General features: G+C 42.0%; 12 protein-coding genes. 10 read left to right on the top strand and 2 right to left on the bottom strand.

The features are described from left to right. Window positions 1–53: 53 nt before the first annotated feature. On the bottom strand, window positions 54–788 hold the full coding sequence (locus BS333_RS21095) for a tyrosine-type recombinase/integrase (protein WP_021709028.1): 735 nt from the start codon (window positions 786–788) through the stop codon (window positions 54–56). Between the two features lie 113 nt (window positions 789–901). On the opposite strand from BS333_RS21095, the gene BS333_RS21090 reads away from it, so the two are divergent. Continuing rightward, complete coding sequence (locus tag BS333_RS21090) at window positions 902–1807, top strand: hypothetical protein (protein ID WP_021709029.1); 906 nt, start codon at window positions 902–904, stop codon at window positions 1805–1807. 162 nt (window positions 1808–1969) lie between these two features. Then, the gene (locus BS333_RS21085; RefSeq protein WP_033003522.1) at window positions 1970–2551 is read left to right on the top strand and encodes a DUF2913 family protein; all 582 of its coding nucleotides are present in this window, start codon (window positions 1970–1972) and stop codon (window positions 2549–2551) included. 147 nt (window positions 2552–2698) lie between these two features. Here the strand turns inward: BS333_RS21085 and BS333_RS21080 are convergent, their stop codons facing one another. Further along, window positions 2699–3388: a hypothetical protein gene (locus BS333_RS21080; RefSeq protein ID WP_021709031.1), complete on the bottom strand. Its 690-nt coding sequence runs from the start codon at window positions 3386–3388 to the stop codon at window positions 2699–2701. 520 nt (window positions 3389–3908) lie between these two features. Here BS333_RS21080 and BS333_RS21075 point away from each other — a divergent pair. The 8 genes from BS333_RS21075 (at window position 3909) to brxL (ending at window position 18741) form a co-directional block, all read left to right on the top strand. Then, window positions 3909–4817, top strand: coding sequence for a helix-turn-helix transcriptional regulator (locus tag BS333_RS21075; protein WP_021709032.1), 909 nt, complete (start codon window positions 3909–3911; stop codon window positions 4815–4817). Then, window positions 4804–5400 (top strand): DUF1819 family protein, encoded by a 597-nt coding sequence (locus BS333_RS21070; protein ID WP_021709033.1) that lies wholly within the window; start codon window positions 4804–4806, stop codon window positions 5398–5400. The genes BS333_RS21075 and BS333_RS21070 overlap by 14 nt, the downstream gene beginning before the upstream one ends. Then, window positions 5400–5987 (top strand): DUF1788 domain-containing protein, encoded by a 588-nt coding sequence (locus tag BS333_RS21065; protein WP_021709034.1) that lies wholly within the window; start codon window positions 5400–5402, stop codon window positions 5985–5987. Before BS333_RS21070 ends, BS333_RS21065 begins: the two co-directional genes overlap by 1 nt. A 40-nt stretch (window positions 5988–6027) precedes the next feature. Beyond that, a complete protein-coding gene (gene brxC, locus BS333_RS21060; protein WP_021709035.1) occupies window positions 6028–9717 on the top strand; it encodes a BREX system P-loop protein BrxC in 3690 nt (1229 codons plus the stop codon). A gap of 83 nt (window positions 9718–9800) precedes the next feature. Beyond that, on the top strand, window positions 9801–13457 hold the full coding sequence (gene pglX, locus BS333_RS21055; protein WP_021709036.1) for a BREX-1 system adenine-specific DNA-methyltransferase PglX: 3657 nt from the start codon (window positions 9801–9803) through the stop codon (window positions 13455–13457). Between the two features lie 2 nt (window positions 13458–13459). Beyond that, on the top strand, window positions 13460–13906 hold the full coding sequence (locus tag BS333_RS21050) for a hypothetical protein (RefSeq protein ID WP_021709037.1): 447 nt from the start codon (window positions 13460–13462) through the stop codon (window positions 13904–13906). After that, window positions 13903–16623 (top strand): BREX-1 system phosphatase PglZ type A, encoded by a 2721-nt coding sequence (pglZ, locus tag BS333_RS21045; RefSeq protein ID WP_021709038.1) that lies wholly within the window; start codon window positions 13903–13905, stop codon window positions 16621–16623. The genes BS333_RS21050 and pglZ overlap by 4 nt, the downstream gene beginning before the upstream one ends. Window positions 16624–16671: 48 nt before the next feature. Then, complete coding sequence (gene brxL, locus BS333_RS21040; RefSeq protein WP_033003524.1) at window positions 16672–18741, top strand: protease Lon-related BREX system protein BrxL; 2070 nt, start codon at window positions 16672–16674, stop codon at window positions 18739–18741. Window positions 18742–18878 lie beyond the last annotated feature (137 nt).

Raw genomic sequence — 18878 nt, 5'->3', positions numbered from 1 at the left:
GTTTCTCTCTAATGTCGAGTATATGAGGACAGTTAAAATTTCCTAAACGTGATTTATTCAAAAAGACTCATTTCACTGATAATTGGAGCTAGCTGCTCATCGAACGTGCTTAGGTAATGGTTGGTGCTGTTAAGGCTAGATTGACCTAAGAAATCTCTGATTTTCTCTATTGTTACGCCTTTTTCAATCATTTTCTTAGCAAAGTATTTTCTCCACGAGTGAGTACCAAACGCATAGCCGAGCTTAAACTTCTCCTTTACTTTTGCGTGATGCCAGTTAGCACTTTGCACTGACATAGGACGAGGAATGGTAGTGCCATCGGGTTGCTTTAAGCTGCTTCTTGAATTGGCGAATAGAAGTTCGTCAGAACAACTTAGGTAGCGGCATTCTTCAACGATTTCTTTAATACCATCATTGATATACACGCGCACAAGTGAGGCATTGTAAGCAGTGGCTCGATCCATCCCTTTACGAGCAATCCTCATGTTGAAAGCTTTTTGCTGGCACAGATCGAAATGTTTTTTCCACTGACCAAATTCATCAAAGAAATCTGAAAATTTGAGCCATGAAGCATCACTGTATCGCAGTCCAGTAAGCGCACTCATGGAGGCGGTAAGACTTAGTAATGGGCTGCGTTCATACAGTTCCTCAATGATAGCCCTTGCTTCATCTGCACTCTTTGGCGGTTTCGTCGGCTCCTTTCGACGTTTCGTAGTGCCTTGCGCTGTTAGCCCTAAATTGCCGTTGGATATATCAATTCTTTGATTAATACGTTTTGGTTGGCTCACCCTGCTACCCCTTTGCACACGCGTTTCAAAGTTTTAATGAAACATTAAGTATGACATCGTAAAATTGCTCATCTACAATAATAAGATATTAACTTATTAAATGCACATCCCAGATGACTGACCAAATTGAGAATGACCTACTTGATTCTAAGAAACAGGAACAGAAAAGTGACACTGTCACCATGAGGGGAAAAAGAAATGAATTGTGGGGTGCGTTCTACGAATATGAAAAACGGTTCTATTCTTGGCTTTCTAAGAGCGCATTAATCCTGCTCGATATCAAGGCAAGTTCAGATATGTACGATGTTGAAGGTCAACCTGCTTCTTTTGGATATTCAGTGCAGATTGTGAAGGTTGGTGTTCGTTACCGTCCACCGAGATTTATCAGAAAAGTCATTACTTTTAAATCACTTGAGCTGTTTGAAGAATGTAAAGAGAAGCATAACGTTCTAACAGAACTCTATGATAAAGCCGTGACTTTCATGAATGCGGATAGCAAAAAGACACGATACCCCAATCGTTTTCCTGTGTTCCATGAGCGTGTAGCTCAAATAAATCATAGTCGAGACGATGCGTATAGTGCCAGGATTCTACCGGATGAAGGGCAACTTACTTTGTACTCTGGCAATGTGGATGAGGAGTGGAATACAGATGTCCATTCTGCTTTTAAAGCTCATGGGTTTGATTCGGTTGAAACGACCTATGACAAGTTTGGGGAACTCATGACTATTCGTGTTGATATTGATGAGCTACGTCAGTATTTAGAATGTTCTGATGATAGTCGCGTTCATGTAAGGCACTTCACCGGCTCACAATATACGTGTCGAATTAGCTTTGATGACGATACCCCAAAGCCTGTCAGGTCTAAATTTGGCTTAATCGTAGTTCATCCTGATAGCTTCCCTTCAATATTTGCTACACCACCGCGAAAGAAGCGTGCAGACAAGCTTGAGTTGAGCGCGAGAAAGGTTGAGATGCCGATTGATTTGGGGTTCAGTGTGTTTGTTACTGAGAGTTAATTGGGCTACTGATTATAAGAACAAAAAAGGGCGGAGATATCCGCCCATTTCAAATTTACTCAAGCCTTAAAAGTGGAAACCATTTACGAACTCAGTATTATGGTTGATTTAAAACAGCAAGTCCCCATATTCTTAAAATCCAAACACAACGCTACTTTGGCTATGCAAATCAAACGAGACTTTGACTACCACCACAATCTTCACAACGTCATTACCCACGCCCTGCTTCATTTGCTGTGCCAGGTATCCGCATCTTCCCGTTTTGTTCCAGTAACATCACGCAATGACATTCTGAGAAAGTACCTTAAGCCAAAGCTCAACGATAAGTCCTTATCGAATATTAAAAAAGACATCAAACTGATGCTCAGCGTAGCAAGAAAAAAAGGTGGGAACCTAGAAATGAAACTGCATCAACTTAATTCACAGTCGAAGCATACAAAACTCGTCGGTGCTGAAAAGCTTTATAACCTACTCGTACACCTTTATGACGTAGAGGGTATCGAATCAAGACTGTTTGAGGAGGGTTGTGAAGCGGAACCTGGGATTCTTTATATGCTAGAGGAACAAGTCGAACACGGTTTTGACCAAGAACACAACCAAGTCACCCCGTTATCGATGCTTATCCAACTAGAGCGTGCACCAGAACTTATCAATTCTATTAATGCTCACGGCCTATTTCTTGCTGAAATGAAAGAGTGGAACACCGAGATACATCAAGCTCACATCTTAGTACACCCTGCTTAAAAAGCTGGCTAACGAGCACTTAAAACCTCAATGAGCTGGCTTCACCAGCTAGATCGAAGTTGGACATAAACGCGTTAGATTAATGACTCTAACGTGCTTATCTGAGATTAGATAAAGTATCTTGAAACCTTAAACACTTGTTATAAGTTAATCCGCAATAGCTATAGCAATTGAAATGTCATCGCTACTATAGTCACCAAAATCTACTAGCCATGCATTCTTTGGGTTACCTGGAGTAAGCGGATTCTCCCCAGGATTAAACTCCAAACCTATTGCTGCGTGATTCCACAAAAGGTCTTTTAAATAGCTAATATACGATTCAATTGTATTTTTTGAGCTTGCGTACTTTTGCTTATACCTTGAAATATGTGAGTCATAATCTTCAGAAAATGGTTTCGGTATATGCATAAAGTCACCACATTTTTTGTAAATCTTAATCAACTCACCATGGGTAGCTTTAATGTCTTTGCGCTGAATTTGATGTAAGCCATCGCTAAATTGGCTCTGACCTAAAGGAATTGGCATAAAGTGAGGACTAATAGAGTTAAGTTTCTGTAGGATAACTCTCGCATTCCAGTCCTTTGTAAAATCACCATTGATGTCACTTTCTTCACCTTCAATTCGTCTAAATTCTTTATATTTATTTTTGTCGCATAAAACAGAGCTAAAGCAAACTTGTTCGACAATTTTTCTTAATTGAAGAAAGCAGAACTCAGCATCCAGCGGAGGTAAAGAGCTTTTTTCTGAATGTTTAGAAAGGCATTCATCCACAGCTCTAATCCTCACTTTGACTTCAAGCATCATAGACTGATAAATCTGATATGGTTGAACTTTCATGACTATCTCACTTTAACTTATAACGCTTTCTATACGGCTTTCAGCCGTTTTTCATACTCCTATCATGCAATCTTTGTGAACGCAATTCAAATGGTAATCAATAGGTTAGTGAGATGTATTGAACATTAGACCGCAAGATGACGCATAATTTTTAAAAAGTTTACGTCGACACTCTCTTGGATAACTACAGATAAGGCAAACTTACAATTGCAGATTGTGGTTAGACTTTAGCGCTGAGAAGGAATGGGGCATTTTTCGTGTTTTATGCCCCTTCGGCACATTTCTGGACAGAAATCATTTAGTGCTACCCCAGTTACCTTTTAACTTCTACCTAAATGACAGGTTATGACCGACGCATTACGCACTTTAATTGAATATAAATACAATTCTACCTTATTTAATTATTATTTGAATCCAAACGCTTTATCTATCACATCTATAAGATGTATAAACATTATTAAATTGATGTCCAGCCCAAAATGGTTCATACTCCATCCAAATTGGAAACAGAATTAAGACTATGGACAATCTCAGCTACGCTCAAAAGCAAAGACTCGCCTACATCGATTTTCGATTGATGTTTGTTGGACACTTCTCGCGTTCAGAAGTCGTTGAGCACTTTAAAATGGGGCTATCTAATGCAACTCGCGATATCAACCTCTACAAGGAGTTGGCGGGCAGCAACCTCGTTTATGACAATGCAGAAAAGCGGTACTTCCAGACGCATTCATTCAAACCGTTGTTTGATTATGATGCTCAAAAAGCATTGATGAAGATGACCCACCACTTAAGTGATAGCCTAGAAGCTCTTACCGATTTTAAATTCCCTTTTGAAGCTCCTAGTCAGCTATCTGTTCCAGATATCTATACCATCGCGACATTGACTCAAGCTGCTATAAATCAGCGAGCAGTTAAAATCGACTATATCTCATTAGAAAGTGGTGAGAGCTCTAGAGAAATCATGCCGCATACCATTGTTGATAACGGTTTACGCTGGCATATCCGAGCTTTTGATACTAAGTCGAATGAGTTTCGGGACTTTGTGATTACACGAATAACTAATGCGAAATTTAGTGATACAAAAGTAGAAAGCCACCAGGACAAAATGGCCGACAACCAATGGCTTCGTATCGTACCTCTAGAGCTGGTTCCCCACCCTTCAAACATTAAGTATCCAAAGGCCATTGAGCTAGATTACAACATGTCTGAGGGGGTATTACATCTTGAGGTAAGGGCTGCGGTAGCTGGCTACTTACTACGAAAGCTAAACGTCGATTGTTCAAGTCAAGCGAGTCTTGAATCCCCCGAACATCAGTTGTGGCTCCGAAACAGTCCCACGTTATATGGTGTAGATAATCTTCAGCTAGCGGCTGGTTACGAGCACTACACTCCTCAGAACATCACAGGAAACAACCATGTCAGATCATAAACGCTACCTTGGCGATCTCATTGGCGGTAGCCTCATGATCCGCGAAAGCCAAATCATTGCTGATCTATTGCTAAAAAATCCCACTCCTGATGAGTGGAATGAAGCGATTGCTGTAGATAACATTTTACAGAAACCATCCGCTGCGTCAGCGAAACGAAATGCATCCACTGTGAGAAAGCGACTTAATGGTTTAAACGATGAGTACCTGCAAAAACTCGCATACAGTGGGGCTGAAGAAGCCACTCAACTAATGTTTGCAGCTACTCTCATCAACTCTCCGCTTCTAGCAGATTTCATGCGCATTGTTGTCACAGATGCAAAACGCATGTACCGCGAATCACTAAACGTTGATGATTGGACTCATTTTTGGGAGGAGCGCACCAGACTATATCCAGCGCTCGCTGATATGTCGGAGGCGTCCACTTACAAGATCGCCCAAGTAGCCTTTAAGGTAATTGCTGATGCGGGCTATATCGACTCGACTAAAAACAAAAAACTCATGAACATTTATGTTTCTCCTGATGTCAGAGAGTTGTTATCAGATATGCAACGAGACGATATCCTCAGAGTAATGGAGCCATAATGCAGACACTACAACAGCTACAGCAACGTTTAGACAAAGTTCAAAAGAAACTTGAGAGTGACGAGTTTCTGACAAATAAAGAGCTTGGTGGCGAAATCGGCTTTTATATCTTTGATTATCCTGCTGAACATGAAATAACGGTACGTGAGCACCTTGACTATTTAGAGAAGAAGCTAGCTACTCGTAGTCAAATCACTGCCAAACGATTTGCTCATATCAACCTGTTCGAGATGGTGGTTGAGCTACTCAAGTCTCGCAACTTGCTTGACCGCGCATACAAGATGCAGCTTGAAAAAGGCGACGATGCATTATTCAAAGCCTTAAAAGGCCCTTTAGAACAAAATCGTTTCGCTGAGTTTATTGTTGAGCGAGCAAATATTGAGGAATGCAATGCAATCATTCTTCATGGCTTGGGCAGTGTCTGGCCTATTGTCAGAGGGCATGGTCTGCTAAACGCACTACACGCAAAAGTTGGTAATGTCCCAACCGTAATGTTTTACCCTGGAGAGTATGACGGGGCCGCACTAAAGCCGTTTGGTCGCATCGAATCCAATAACTACTACCGAGCATTTAAGCTGGTTCCTTAGTAACTTACTAAATAATAATTTGAACTTGTTGGTTAGAAAAATGAACTTAGAACAAATCTTTGAGAAAGACATCAACCGCCAGATCAACGGCGTTGTAAAAGCAGATCAAACAGAAAACGAAACGGTCTTCATCGAATTGGATGAGTATGTCGTTACTAATGAGCTGAAAGAGCACATCGAAAACTTCTTTAAGTTCTATATGCCGTCGGTCCATAATCCAGAGCAAGCGGCTGCTACTGGTAAATCTGGCATTTGGGTTTCGGGCTTCTTCGGCAGTGGTAAATCACACTTTATCAAGATCCTTTCGTACCTACTCAAAAACGTTGAAGCAACAAACGGCGGTGGTACTCGCTCCGCATTTGATTTTTTCTCGGAGAAGCTTAAAGACGACGCCTTTCTTGTAGGTGACATCGAAAAAGCCATTCAAAAAGACAACAAAGTTATCTTGTTTAACATCGACAGCCGTGCAGATACCGATGACAAAGAAGATGCGATCCTTAAGGTATTCCTGAAAGTTTTCAATGAAGAAATGGGTTACTCAGGTGACCATGCTCACATTGCACACTTGGAGCGCGACTTAGACTCTCGCGGTCAGTATGAAGCCTTCAAAGAAGCATTTGAATCCATCTCTGGTGAAAGCTGGCTTTTGCAACGTGACTCCTATGATTTCTATCGTGATGATATCGCTGAAGCCCTCTCCACAGTAACTGGGCAATCTATTGATGCAACCCGTCAATGGGTGGAAAAAATTGAAGATAACTTCCCGCTTGATATTGCGAACTTCTGTAAATGGGTGAAAGAGTACTTAGACGGTAATCCAGATCGTCGCCTACTTTTCTTCGTCGATGAAATTGGTCAGTTCATCGGTAAAAACACCCAAATGATGCTTAAGCTTCAAACAATTACCGAAAATCTAGGAACCATTTGCGGTGGTCGAGCATGGGTTATTGTCACATCTCAAGCTGATATTGATGCTGTTGTAGGTGGCATGCAAGGCTCAAAAAGCCAAGATTTCTCGAAAATCCAAGGCCGTTTCGAACGTATTTCTCTCTCCAGTTCAAACACCAATGAAGTTATTGAGAAACGCCTGCTAGACAAAAAAGAGGTGGCGAAAGCAAACCTTTCAGCTCTCTATGAAGAAAAAGGTGACATCATTAGAAGTCAGCTTAGCTTTGAACAAAGTAACTCGGCTGAAATGGCAAACTACAAAAGCACTGACGACTTTGTAAACAACTACCCATTCGTCCCATATCAGTTCAATCTCGTTCAAAAAATATTCACGGGTATCAGCCGTGCGGGAGCATCAGGTCAACACATGAGTCGTGGTGAGCGATCTTTGATTGATGCTTTCCAAATCGCTTCCAAAATTTATGCTAATGATGCAGTTGGACGTCTGATTCCAATTTACAGCTTCTATAACTCAATCAAGAAGTTCCTTGATGACGCTGTTGTTCGCGATATCAACCACGCATCAGATAAATCTACAATTAACGATTTCTCTGTCCAACTTCTTCAAACACTGTTTATGATCCGTTACGTCGATGAAGTTAAGTCCACCATCGATAACCTAGTAACACTCTGTATCAACGAGATTGACCAAGATAAACGAGCTCTTCGCTTAGATATTGAAGCAAGTCTTGAGGTACTTGAGCGCAACAACTTAATTGCACGTCAGGGCGATGAGTACATTTTCCTGACCAATGAAGAAAAAGAGATCGAAGAGGCAATCAAGAAGACTGATATCGAGCCATCAGATGAAACTACTGAGCTGAGCAATATCATCTTCAATGAAATTCTTCGTCGTAACAACACATACCGTTACCCAGAAAATAAGCAGGACTTCCCAGTCGCTCGTTTTTGTAATGGCGTGCCTTTTGACCGTAACCTCGAAAGCGATGTACTGCTCAAAGTCGTGTCGCCAATCGATAACAGCTACGATGACTACAATGATGCAACGTGCGCGAACTACTCCGCAGACTGCATACTCATAAAGTTAAGTGACAACCAACGCATTTTCGATGAACTCCGTACTTACATCAAGACAGAAAAGTTCATCCGAAAGAGCAGCAGTACATCAGGCTCAGAGCAAGAACAAATTAGGCGTGACAAGGCAAATGAAAACATGAATCGCCGTAAACGCTTAGTTCTAGAGCTCGAAGAACTGTTCAAGCAATCTGATTTTTATACTCTAGGTTCATCATTTGACGCTAAAGGTAGCTCCATTTCAGTAATGCTGGAAGGTGCATACCGTTACATCATCGAAAACACATTTGGTAAGTTGAAACTTATCAAACCATTCCCAGGTAATATCATCAATGAAATCCAACAGACTCTTGTTGCAGGTGATACAGCTCAAATCGGTTTGGATCTTGGTGGAGAAGAGGCTAACCCTCTGGCAATTATGGAGATTGAGCAGCACGTCGCGCTGAGTGATGATCATGGTTACCCAGTAACAGCAGCAGATCTCATCAAAAAATTCGCTAAGCGCCCATATGGGTGGAACACTGATGAAATTATCCTGATTCTTGCTCGCTTAGGGCTAGCCAATAAACTCGTCTTCCAAGCTAACCAACAGGAAATTCCTCTAAAAAGCTTGTATGAACACTTAAGCAAGTCACAGAAGCGTGCAAACCTTCGTATTCGACGCATTAAGCAACAATCAGAAGCCAACCTCAAGAAAGCGAAAAAGCTGTTTAAAAACTTGAGCTTTGGTACTGCACCTTCAGCGGAAAAAGAACTCTTCAATGCAGCAACTGAAAAGCTTGACAAGTGGCTAGAAAAGCTAAAAGAGTTTAAGTCTAAATCCTCTACAGGCTCTTACCCAGGGGTTGAGCAAATTGATGATGGAATACTGTTACTCTCAGAGCTGACTGAGCTAAAAACAAGCTTCCAGTTTATCGATACATTTATTGCCAAAGGCAATGACTTACTTGATTTTGAAGAAGAGTATGAGTCACTGGAAAACTTCTACGAAACTCAGTTCAGTATGTGGCAAAGCCTTGATCGTGCGCTTCACATTACTTTTTCTGCGAACAGGTCTTTCCTTGAAAAAGTTGAAGAGGCAAAAACAGCCTTAGATAAGTTAACAGCGATATTCCATAACCCACGCCCATATCGTGAAGTAAGTAAAATTAAACCTCTGATTGAAAAGCTCGCATCAATCAACAATCAGCTTGTTGAAAAACAGCGCTCACACACGGTGAAAAAACTAGAACACCGAATTACAGAAGTACAAGAGCTGATTAGCAATGCTGGGGCTCCTGATGACATCAGTAACAAAGCACTTTTGCCATTCCTGAACGCTATCAAACGAATACAAAACGAGAATAGCGTTTCTCTAATAAGGCACGAGCTATCAGAAGCTGATGATTGGTTTACAGATGCAGAGACGGCGGTTAATAACTTTATTCGCCAACAGCAAGCTATTGCGAAAAAAGCCCAAGAAAATAAAGAAAAAGAATCTAAAGCATCGGGGTCAACTTCATCAACTCAAGGTGCTTACGCTATGGGATCAGGTTCTACTACCGCAACTCCAGAGCAAGTACGAGAGAAGGCTGCTACAACGCCAAAAGCGAAGCCAACTCAGGCTATCAATGCAATGGAGGTGTACAAGGAGTTCTCAGATTCTACGTACATGGAGACGGTTGAAGATGTGGATAGTTACCTGAAAATCTTACGTGAGAAGCTAGTCTCACTGGTTGAAAGCGACCACAAGGTGCGCATTAAGTAAGCCAACGAAGCGCTGATTAATCAACGAATAGACAAGGCTTGATACAAAGCAATCAAGCCTTAAACAAGATAAATGAGTCTCTTATGAACACGAATAAACTCAAAGCTTATGCACCTAAAGCCCGTTTGGCCTTTATGGATGCAGTTAGAAAACGTGCAGCAGTGCTAGGTATTTACGAAGGCCGCATTAGTGAAGCTTCAACACAAGGTACAGACACTCTTATTGAGGGTCGTATTTTTACCCGCCGACAAGGCCAACAACGCCAACAATTGGTAAAAAGGATTGAAGCACTTGGTGGCGGCAAAGAAGGTTATAACCAATTTATCAATGAGATGGCATTCACTTGGTTTAACCGATTTACTGCAATCCGCTACATGGAAATCAACGAATACATTGATCATGGCTTACGTGTTTTAAGTAAAGATGAGAACGCCCAATTTGGTGAAGGTTTTGAAATTTTAGCTCATGCAGCGGATGTAGCTGAAGACCTAGATCTGAACAAATCAGAGATTGTTCAGATGGTGCTGGCGGGTGATAAAGAAGAAGAGCTATTCCGTGAGCTTCTGCTAGGTCAGTGCCACCAGCTCAGCCGCATTATGCCTTTTATGTTTGAGAAACTGGATGATGCGACAGAGCTATTGCTACCCGATAACCTGACTAAAACAGACTCAATACTAAAAGACCTTGTCAACGTTCTTCCAGAAGACAACTGGAGAGACTTCGATGAAGACAAGGGACAAATTGAAGTTATCGGTTGGCTTTACCAGTTCTACATTTCTGAGCACAAAGATGCAGTCATCGGCAAGGTAGTAAAAAAAGAAGATATCCCTGCGGCGACTCAGCTATTTACACCAAACTGGATTGTTAAGTACCTTGTGCAAAACTCACTAGGCCGCCAATGGCTGACAACCTACCCTAACTCCGAGCTCAAAGACAAAATGGAGTATTACATCACTCCTGCGGAGCAAAGTGACGATGTTATAGAACAGCTTAAAGCGATTACCCCAAACAGTATTGATCCTGAAAAAATCAAAGTGTTAGACCCAGCTTGCGGCAGTGGTCACATCTTAGTTGAAGTGTATGAAGTGCTGCGCGAAATCTACCTCGAAAGTGGTTACAGCATCAAAGAGATTCCTAAGCTAATACTGACCAAGAACATCTTTGGTTTAGATATCGATGATCGCGCGGCACAGATGGCGTCATTTGCCATTCTAATGAAGGCTCGTGAAGATGACCGCCGCATTTTCAGTCGCATGGAAGATAACGATCTTAGACCTAATATTTATTCAGTACAATCTACTGAACATATCAGCTTAGATCGGATATGGAATGAGCTAGATCTGGAAAACCAACATAGCATTGATGAAACCCACGATTTATTTTCTTCCAACCATAACGCTTGCTCCCAGCAAACTATGAACCCTCACTTCAGAACCATTAAGTATCTTCTTTCTGTATTTGAGAGCGCTAAAACGTTTGGCTCATTAATTAATGTTGATTCTTCTGAGCTGGTCAACCTAGAAAAACTCAGAACGGTCTTATTAAAAGCATTAGAAGGAAGCTCCTCAACTAAAGCCGAAGCAGCCCGTACTATTCTTCCTATTGTGGAACAAGGTATCATTTTGAGTTCAAGGTTTGATGTAACGATTGCTAATCCTCCCTATATGGGGCGGAAAGGTATGTACGCGCCTCTCAAACCATTCTTGAAAGAAAACTACCCCGAAAGTATTTGGGATGTTTACGCCGCGTTTATAGAAAAATGTATTCAACTTACTCAAAATAATGGATATACATCTCTTATCACGATGCAATCTTGGATGTCATTACCCGCTTTTGAGGGCTTGAGAAACAACATTTTTAACACATGCTATATAGACAACATGATTCACTTAGGTGCTCGCGCGTTCGATAGCATCTCAGGAGAGGTTGTACGCACGACGGCTTTTTCTCTCAGAAAAGAGAAACTGGATAGTTATAAAGGCGTATTTCTTGATCTAAAAGACGGTGGTTCGGAAGATGAAAAGAAAATTCTATTTCACTCCGATGATATTAGGTATTCACATTCTACCATCAAAGACTTTAAACGTTTACCAGAGCAACCTATATGCTACTGGATCGAAAAAGATGTTTTAAACACCTTTAATACCAATAGCTTTATTGGGGGCTACGCCCGTAGCCAAAGCTTAAATCTTACTGGTGATAATGAACGCTTTCTGAGAAGGCCATGGGAAGTTGACAGTGCAGAAATAGGAATAGGTAAGAACTGGCTTCAATATGCAAAAGGAGGGAAACTACGCAAGTGGTTTGGTAACATCGACTATGTCGTTGCTTGGGATGAAGCGACTATCGCCTACTATAAAAAAAATCGTACAGCTAGATTAATATCTGAAGAGCATTGGTATAAAGAAGGCATCACATGGAGTATGGTGACTAGCGGAAAACCTGGATTTCGCTTACTCCCTAATGACGCAATGTTCGATGTTGGAGGCGCAAGCATAATCTTTGACCAAGGTGATATACCTAAGTTAATGGTGCTTTTAAACAGTCCTGTTGCGGAAAAGCTAATTCGTCTATTTAACGAGTCAAAGATTCAGCTAGGCAACGTAACATCGTTACCATTTCGTGAAATACAGTTCGACTTGGCTGACGTTCAAGAGTTGATAGCAATTCACAAAAATGATTGGAATCAATATGAGACTTCTATCCATTACGCATCGTCACCGCTAATCACGAAAGATAAAAACATAAGTGAAGCATACAAAAGTTGGCTTCAGTCGAACTGTGAATCAGTTCAGAGGGTTAGGTTTTTGGAGACAAAACTGAACAAATTAGCAATCTCCGCGTACGATCTCGACTCAGTAATTAACAATACCATCCCTGAAACTGAAATAACGCTGAGCGGAAACCAACACTATAGGTTTTCTACGTTAGAAGCTCAGGATGACCGCCTTCAATCAGAAACAATTGCTGATTTATTAAGCTTTTCAACGGGCTGCATGATGGGCCGATACTCCCTTGACCGAGAAGGTTTAGTCTATGCACACTCAGGCAACCAAGGTTTCAAAGAACTCGTAGCCCAAGGCGCTTACAACACCTTCACTGCTGATGATGACGGCATTATCCCATTAGCGGCTGAAGAGTGGTTATTTGAAGACGACGCCACCAGCCGCTTCCGTGATTTTGTCAAAACAGTTTGGGGTGAAGAGCACCTGCAAGAGAACCTAGATTTTGTTGCAGAAAGCCTTTGCTTGGATGCAATCAAACCGAAGAAGAACGAACGTACAATGGATACAATTCGTCGCTACTTCTCTTCGCAGTTCTACAAAGATCATCTGAAAACATACAAGAAGCGCCCTATCTACTGGCTGTTTAGTTCTGGTAAAGAAAAAGCATTTGAATGTCTGGTTTACCTGCATCGCTACAACGAAAGCACACTAGCCCGTATGCGTACCGAGTATGTCACGCCTCTTATGGGTAGAATGGAGTCTCAGTATTCTGTACTTGAAGAGAGCCGAGCTAACGCAAGTGGTGCTGAACAACGCCGTATCGACAAAGAACTGAAGTCTATTGAGAAGAAGCAATCTGAATTACGTGCCTTCGATGAAGAGCTGAAGCACTTTGCTGAGATGAAGATCAGTTTCGACTTAGATGACGGTGTTAAGGTCAATTATGGCAAGTTTGGTAATCTACTTGCTGATGTCAAAGCCATTCATGGTAAGAAGTCTGAGGCTATCAAATAGTTTTGGAAACTAAGCTAAACTTTTCGAAACAACAGAAAAAGAGTCTGAAAGCAATTTCGGACTCTTTGCCTTCATACAAGAATTTTGAAGGCGCTGAGTCATTCCTGTTGTGCTACATCGCTTTTGAAACGTTAACTCGAAAAGTATGGAACTTCCACCGCAGTGCCAAAGCCAACAAAGAAGTTAATGAAACACATGCTCCTCTACCCTTGCCTGCGGTAAAATCAGCGTTTGTGGCATACAACATTAAGGTATCAGACAATGTTCTGAAGCCAATCATTAACTCGACTTTAAAGAAGCGTGGGGCGATGAACATTCGAAGCCTTCGTAACGGGTTAGTCCATCAGTGGAAGGTTAAGGACAGAGATGAAGTTTTGACTAGATACGATGAAATAATGGGTTATCTGGATAAAGTGATTAAAGCAATTAAGATAGAAATAACACAATGAATATAGACCAAATTTCACAAGGGCTTCTAGCCAAGTTCGATAACTGTCGATTGGTCTTTTGGCAGGACACAGACGAAGAGTTCACAAGCCAACTTGAAGAACTGTCAATCGATGGGATAGAGGTAATTCGCATTGATGACTTCTCTCATTTCCAGGTTAAGGAGCGCATAGAGCTGCTTGAGCCTAATACCCGCTTTGTCCTTTACAGTACAAAGGAGACCAGCAAACCCGAGCGCGACTGGCTCTACGATATACGCCTGTACTCGGAAAACTTCTATGCTGATTCAAGTTCGATGATCTTAAACGAGCTTGGCATGCGCATGGAGTTTCGACCAGTTGTTGCTAACTATCGCGCCTTCTTTACAAACAAATCTCGTGTTGCCCGCCTTAAAAAGTTATTGCCTCACAATGCTAATAAAGAAGAACTTGAACTGGCGCTCATTGCCGCCACTCTAAAAGTTGAATCTGCGACATTCGTAACCATACTTCTTGACTTACTAGCTAAACTAGCTAGCGGCACTGAATTTCAGCCTCTGTTCAAAGAATTAGAGAAATACAACCTAGTAGATACATTCTGGCACTTTGCTTCAAATACCGTTGGGTACAACATTGAAAAAGCGGACAGTGAAGAGAGTCAGCAACAACCTGACCTCGCCGATTTAGCAGCGAAGCTGCTGCTTACCGAATGCTATCAATCTCTAATCAACAGCGGAGTTAGCAATACCTCAGATATCTTAGTTCGCTTTACTCAGCACCTACTGCCAATTTCTTTAAACGAGTTTGGAAAGCGGGACAACTCTGAGCGCTCTGGAGTCAACTCTTCAAAGAGAGCGACTGCCGTCAGCTTAATCAAAAACATGCGCGAGAACCGCTCTATGTCTGCTGCTTATAACAAGCTAGCAAAAGCGGTGGAACAAGAATTCGAGCTTAAGCAAGTATTGTCAATGGTGAAATTGCCAAGACACTTACAGCGAGTAGAAACGTTCGAATACGCTGAGCAACAGTTTATCGTTTTACTTGCTCAGCAACTTAATGAGCTGGAGCAAGTTGAAGTAGATGCATTAATCTCTCACCGACTGTCAACTCACTGGACATATCATCAGCCTAACTACTCCTCCATTTTGAAGGCCATTCGCGCAGCTAAGCACTTCTACTCCCTCAAGCATAAGTACATTGATGGATTTGAATACGCCTCTGCGAAAGATATGTATCGAGCGTATGAAAGTGAACTTTACAAGTTCGACTCAGCCTATAGAGAGTTCTGTGAGCACGCGCTAAAAGTCGCTCACAATGGTTCAGACATCCTTAAGATGACAGGGCTAGTTGGCAATATCGAAACACTTTATGTTGACTGGTATCTCCACGACCTTGCTATAGCGTGGGATAAGCTTGTCGATGATGAAGATCTGTTAGATAAATGGAAAATTCCAGGCGTTCCAAATCAATATGATTTCTATCGTCATCAAGTGGAAGGGCTTTTCAATACATCTCAGGTTAAAAAGGTCTTCGTAATCATCTCTGATGCGTTGAGATACGATGTGGCTCATGCAATCAGCGATGAGATAAACAACGAAGAGCGTTTTGCTGCTGAGCTAAAATCTCAGCTTGGTGTAGTACCTTCATACACTCAACTGGGTATGGCTTCACTACTACCATATAACAAATTAACTGCGCATATTGGTTCAAAAGTTGAGTATAAAGCTGATGGTATCAGCGTCCACGGAACAGAGAACCGCCAGAAGATACTGGCGAAACGCAACGGTTTAGCGTTCAAGGCTTCCGAGGTACTGAGCTGGACAAACGAAGAAGGCCGTAAGAAGGTTCATGATGCGCGTATTGTGTACATCTATCACGATAGAATTGATGCCATCGGCGATAAAGCAGTAACGGAGAATCAAACGTTTGAAGCTTGTGCAGAAACAATATCTGAAATCAAACTCCTTGTAGAGCGCATTATTAACAGATTAAACGGCAGTCGTGTATTGGTCACTGCTGACCATGGGTTTATTTTCAAATCCAGCGATGTGGTTGAGTCAGATAAAACCGCCTTAACTGTAAAACCTAAAGGTGCAGTGGAAGCTAAAAAGCGTTATATCATCGGAGAAAGCTTACCAAGTGAAGACTTTTATCGACAAGCCAAAATGGCAGCAACAGCAAACCTAACTGTAGACGCTAGCCAACAAGGTACTGAAAACTGTTCAGATGCTGAGTTCATTGTACCTAGAGGCTCTAACCGCTTTAATTTTGTTGGCGGTGCTAAGTTCATCCACGGTGGAATCATGCCGCAGGAAATTTGTGTTCCTGTCATTCAGGTCAAGCAATTGAAGACAGAGAAGCAGCAAACTAAACATGCCAAAGAGCGAGTACCTGTCGTTCCACTATCGAATCCTATTCGCCTCGTTTCCTTAGCTGATAAAATCGAGCTTTTCCAAGCTGGTGCTGTCGGTAGTAAATACATGGCAAGAGAGCTAGAAATCTGGATTGAAGGTCCAAACGGTCAAGTAGTCTCTCACAAACAAAAAATGCTCTTTGACGCAACATCTGAAAGGCAAGAAGATCGTAAACGCAGTGTAGTGATTATGCTTAGCGGCTCAGGATTTGATCGAACTACCTCATACAAATTGATGATGCGCGATGTAACACAACCAAACAAAACGATAGACTTGCAACCACATTCAGTAACTATTGATATAGCTATTGAAGATGATTTCTTCTAAGGGACACTAATGAACGATTACTACGATTACTACGATAACGAAGAGAATATGACTTCATCAATTGACTCCGCGCAAGAGATCAAAGAAATAAAGGATGCAGATCTAGACGATCTGATGACTACCGAGTTTAAAGGGCGTGTTGTTCGGAAAGACTTAACGAAACAGCTTAAAGAGGGCGCGAACGTCCCTGTTTATGTACTTGAGTACTTACTAGGTATGTACTGCTCATCTGCTGAAGACGACCTGATTGAAGCTGGCCTTGCTCGCGTTAAGCAGATCTTGACCGATAACTACGTTCGCCCAGATGAAGCAGAAAAAGTTAAGTCACTGATCAGAGAGAAAGGCACACATAAAGTTATCGATAAGGTCTCTGTTCGACTCAATCAAAAGAAAGATGTCTATGAAGCTAGTCTGTCGAACTTAGGCATTAAAGATGCGGTTATCCCAGCCAATATCGTTAAGGAAAACGAAAAACTCTTAACCGGTGGTATTTGGTGCATCGTAACCCTCAGCTATTTCTATGAGGAAGGCCAAAAGACATCGCCATTCTCGGTGATCGGGCTGAAAGCTATTCAGATGCCTTCAATGAACATGCAAGAAGTCTTCGACGCCAGACGTAACTTCAGCATGGATCAATGGCTGGACATGCTGCTTCGCTCTATTGGTATGGAGCCAGCAAATCTGGAACAAAGAGCCAAATGGCACATACTTGCTCGCATGATCCCATTTGTAGAAAACAACTATAACGTATGTGAACTCGGCCCTCGTGGTACTGGTAAATCACACGTTTATAAAGAATGTTCTCCTAACTCTCTTTTAGTATCTGGCGGCCAGACTACAGTAGCTAACCTTTTCTATAATATGTCCTCACGTCAGGTAGGACTGGTAGGCATGTGGGACATAGTTGCATTTGACGAAGTGGCTGGTATCCGATTCAAGGATAAAGATGGCGTCCAGATCATGAAAGATTACATGGCTTCTGGCTCATTCAGCCGAGGTCGTGATTCTATAGAAGCGAAAGCCTCAATGGTGTTCGTCGGTAACATTGATCAGAGTGTGGAGACTTTGGTAAAAACTAGCCACTTGTTAGCTCCATTCCCAACCGAAATGATCGACTCTGCATTCTTTGACCGTTTCCACGCCTATATCCCTGGATGGGAAATACCAAAGATGCGACCAGAGTTCTTTACCGATCGCTTTGGACTTATCACTGACTACTTGGCGGAATACATGCGAGATATGCGTAAGCATACCTTTGCGGACGCTATCGATAAATTCTTCAAGCTAGGTAACAACCTTAACCAACGTGATGTAATCGCAGTTCGCAGAACAACGTCTGGCCTTCTAAAGCTTCTATTTCCACACGGTGAGTACAGTAAAGAAGACGTGCGTGTTTGCTTAACTTACGCACTAGAAGTTAGACGCCGAGTGAAGGAGCAGCTCAAGAAAATCGGTGGCATGGAGTTCTTCGATGTAAACTTCTCATACATTGATAATGACTCACTAGAAGAGTTCTTCGTAAATGTTCCTGAACAGGGGGGATCGCAAATTATTCCTCCAGGAATGCCAAACGCTGGCGTTGTTCACTTTGTAAGTCCAGGAACAGCAGGAAAGCTTGGAGTATTCCGAATCGAGACTCAAAAGACCGCTGGTAATGGAAAACTGACGACATCTGGTCTTGGTTCAGATACTGAAGCTAAAGAACAAGTTAAGGTAGGGTTTGAGTACTTTAAAGGCAATTTATCTAGGATTGCAGCTAACAATCAGTTCTCAGATCATGAATTCCACCTGCATTTTGTAGATCTTCAATTGTCTGGGAATAGCCACTGTTCTAGCTTACCAGCGCTAATAGCAAACTGTTCTATCTTACTCGGCAAGCCGATGCAAGAGTCGATGGTCGTCCTTGGATCTATGACCTTAGGTGGAGTTCTAAACCCTGTGCAAGACCTCGCTGGTTCAATGCAGGTAGCCCTAGAAGCAGGTGCAACTAAAATCCTAATCCCAATGGCCTCGGCTACCGATATTCCGACTGTACCTGCGGAAACATTTACCAAGTTTCAGGTTAGCTTCTACAGTGATCCAGTGGATGCGGTTTATAAGGCGCTAGGAGTAAATTAACCCAGCGTTATTTCATAGACACCCTACATTGCACAACTAGGATAAATCAAACGATAGCCATCGAACGCATAACTATTCAGTCGATGGCTTCGCTATCTTAACTTTTGGAGCATAACTCTAAGCAATTTTGGGGCAAA

It is taken from the genome of Vibrio azureus (assembly GCF_002849855.1).
Taxonomy (GTDB): domain Bacteria; phylum Pseudomonadota; class Gammaproteobacteria; order Enterobacterales; family Vibrionaceae; genus Vibrio; species Vibrio azureus.
The sequence above is the reverse complement of the archived record's forward strand: the minus strand, read 5'-3'. Positions and strand labels throughout refer to the sequence as shown.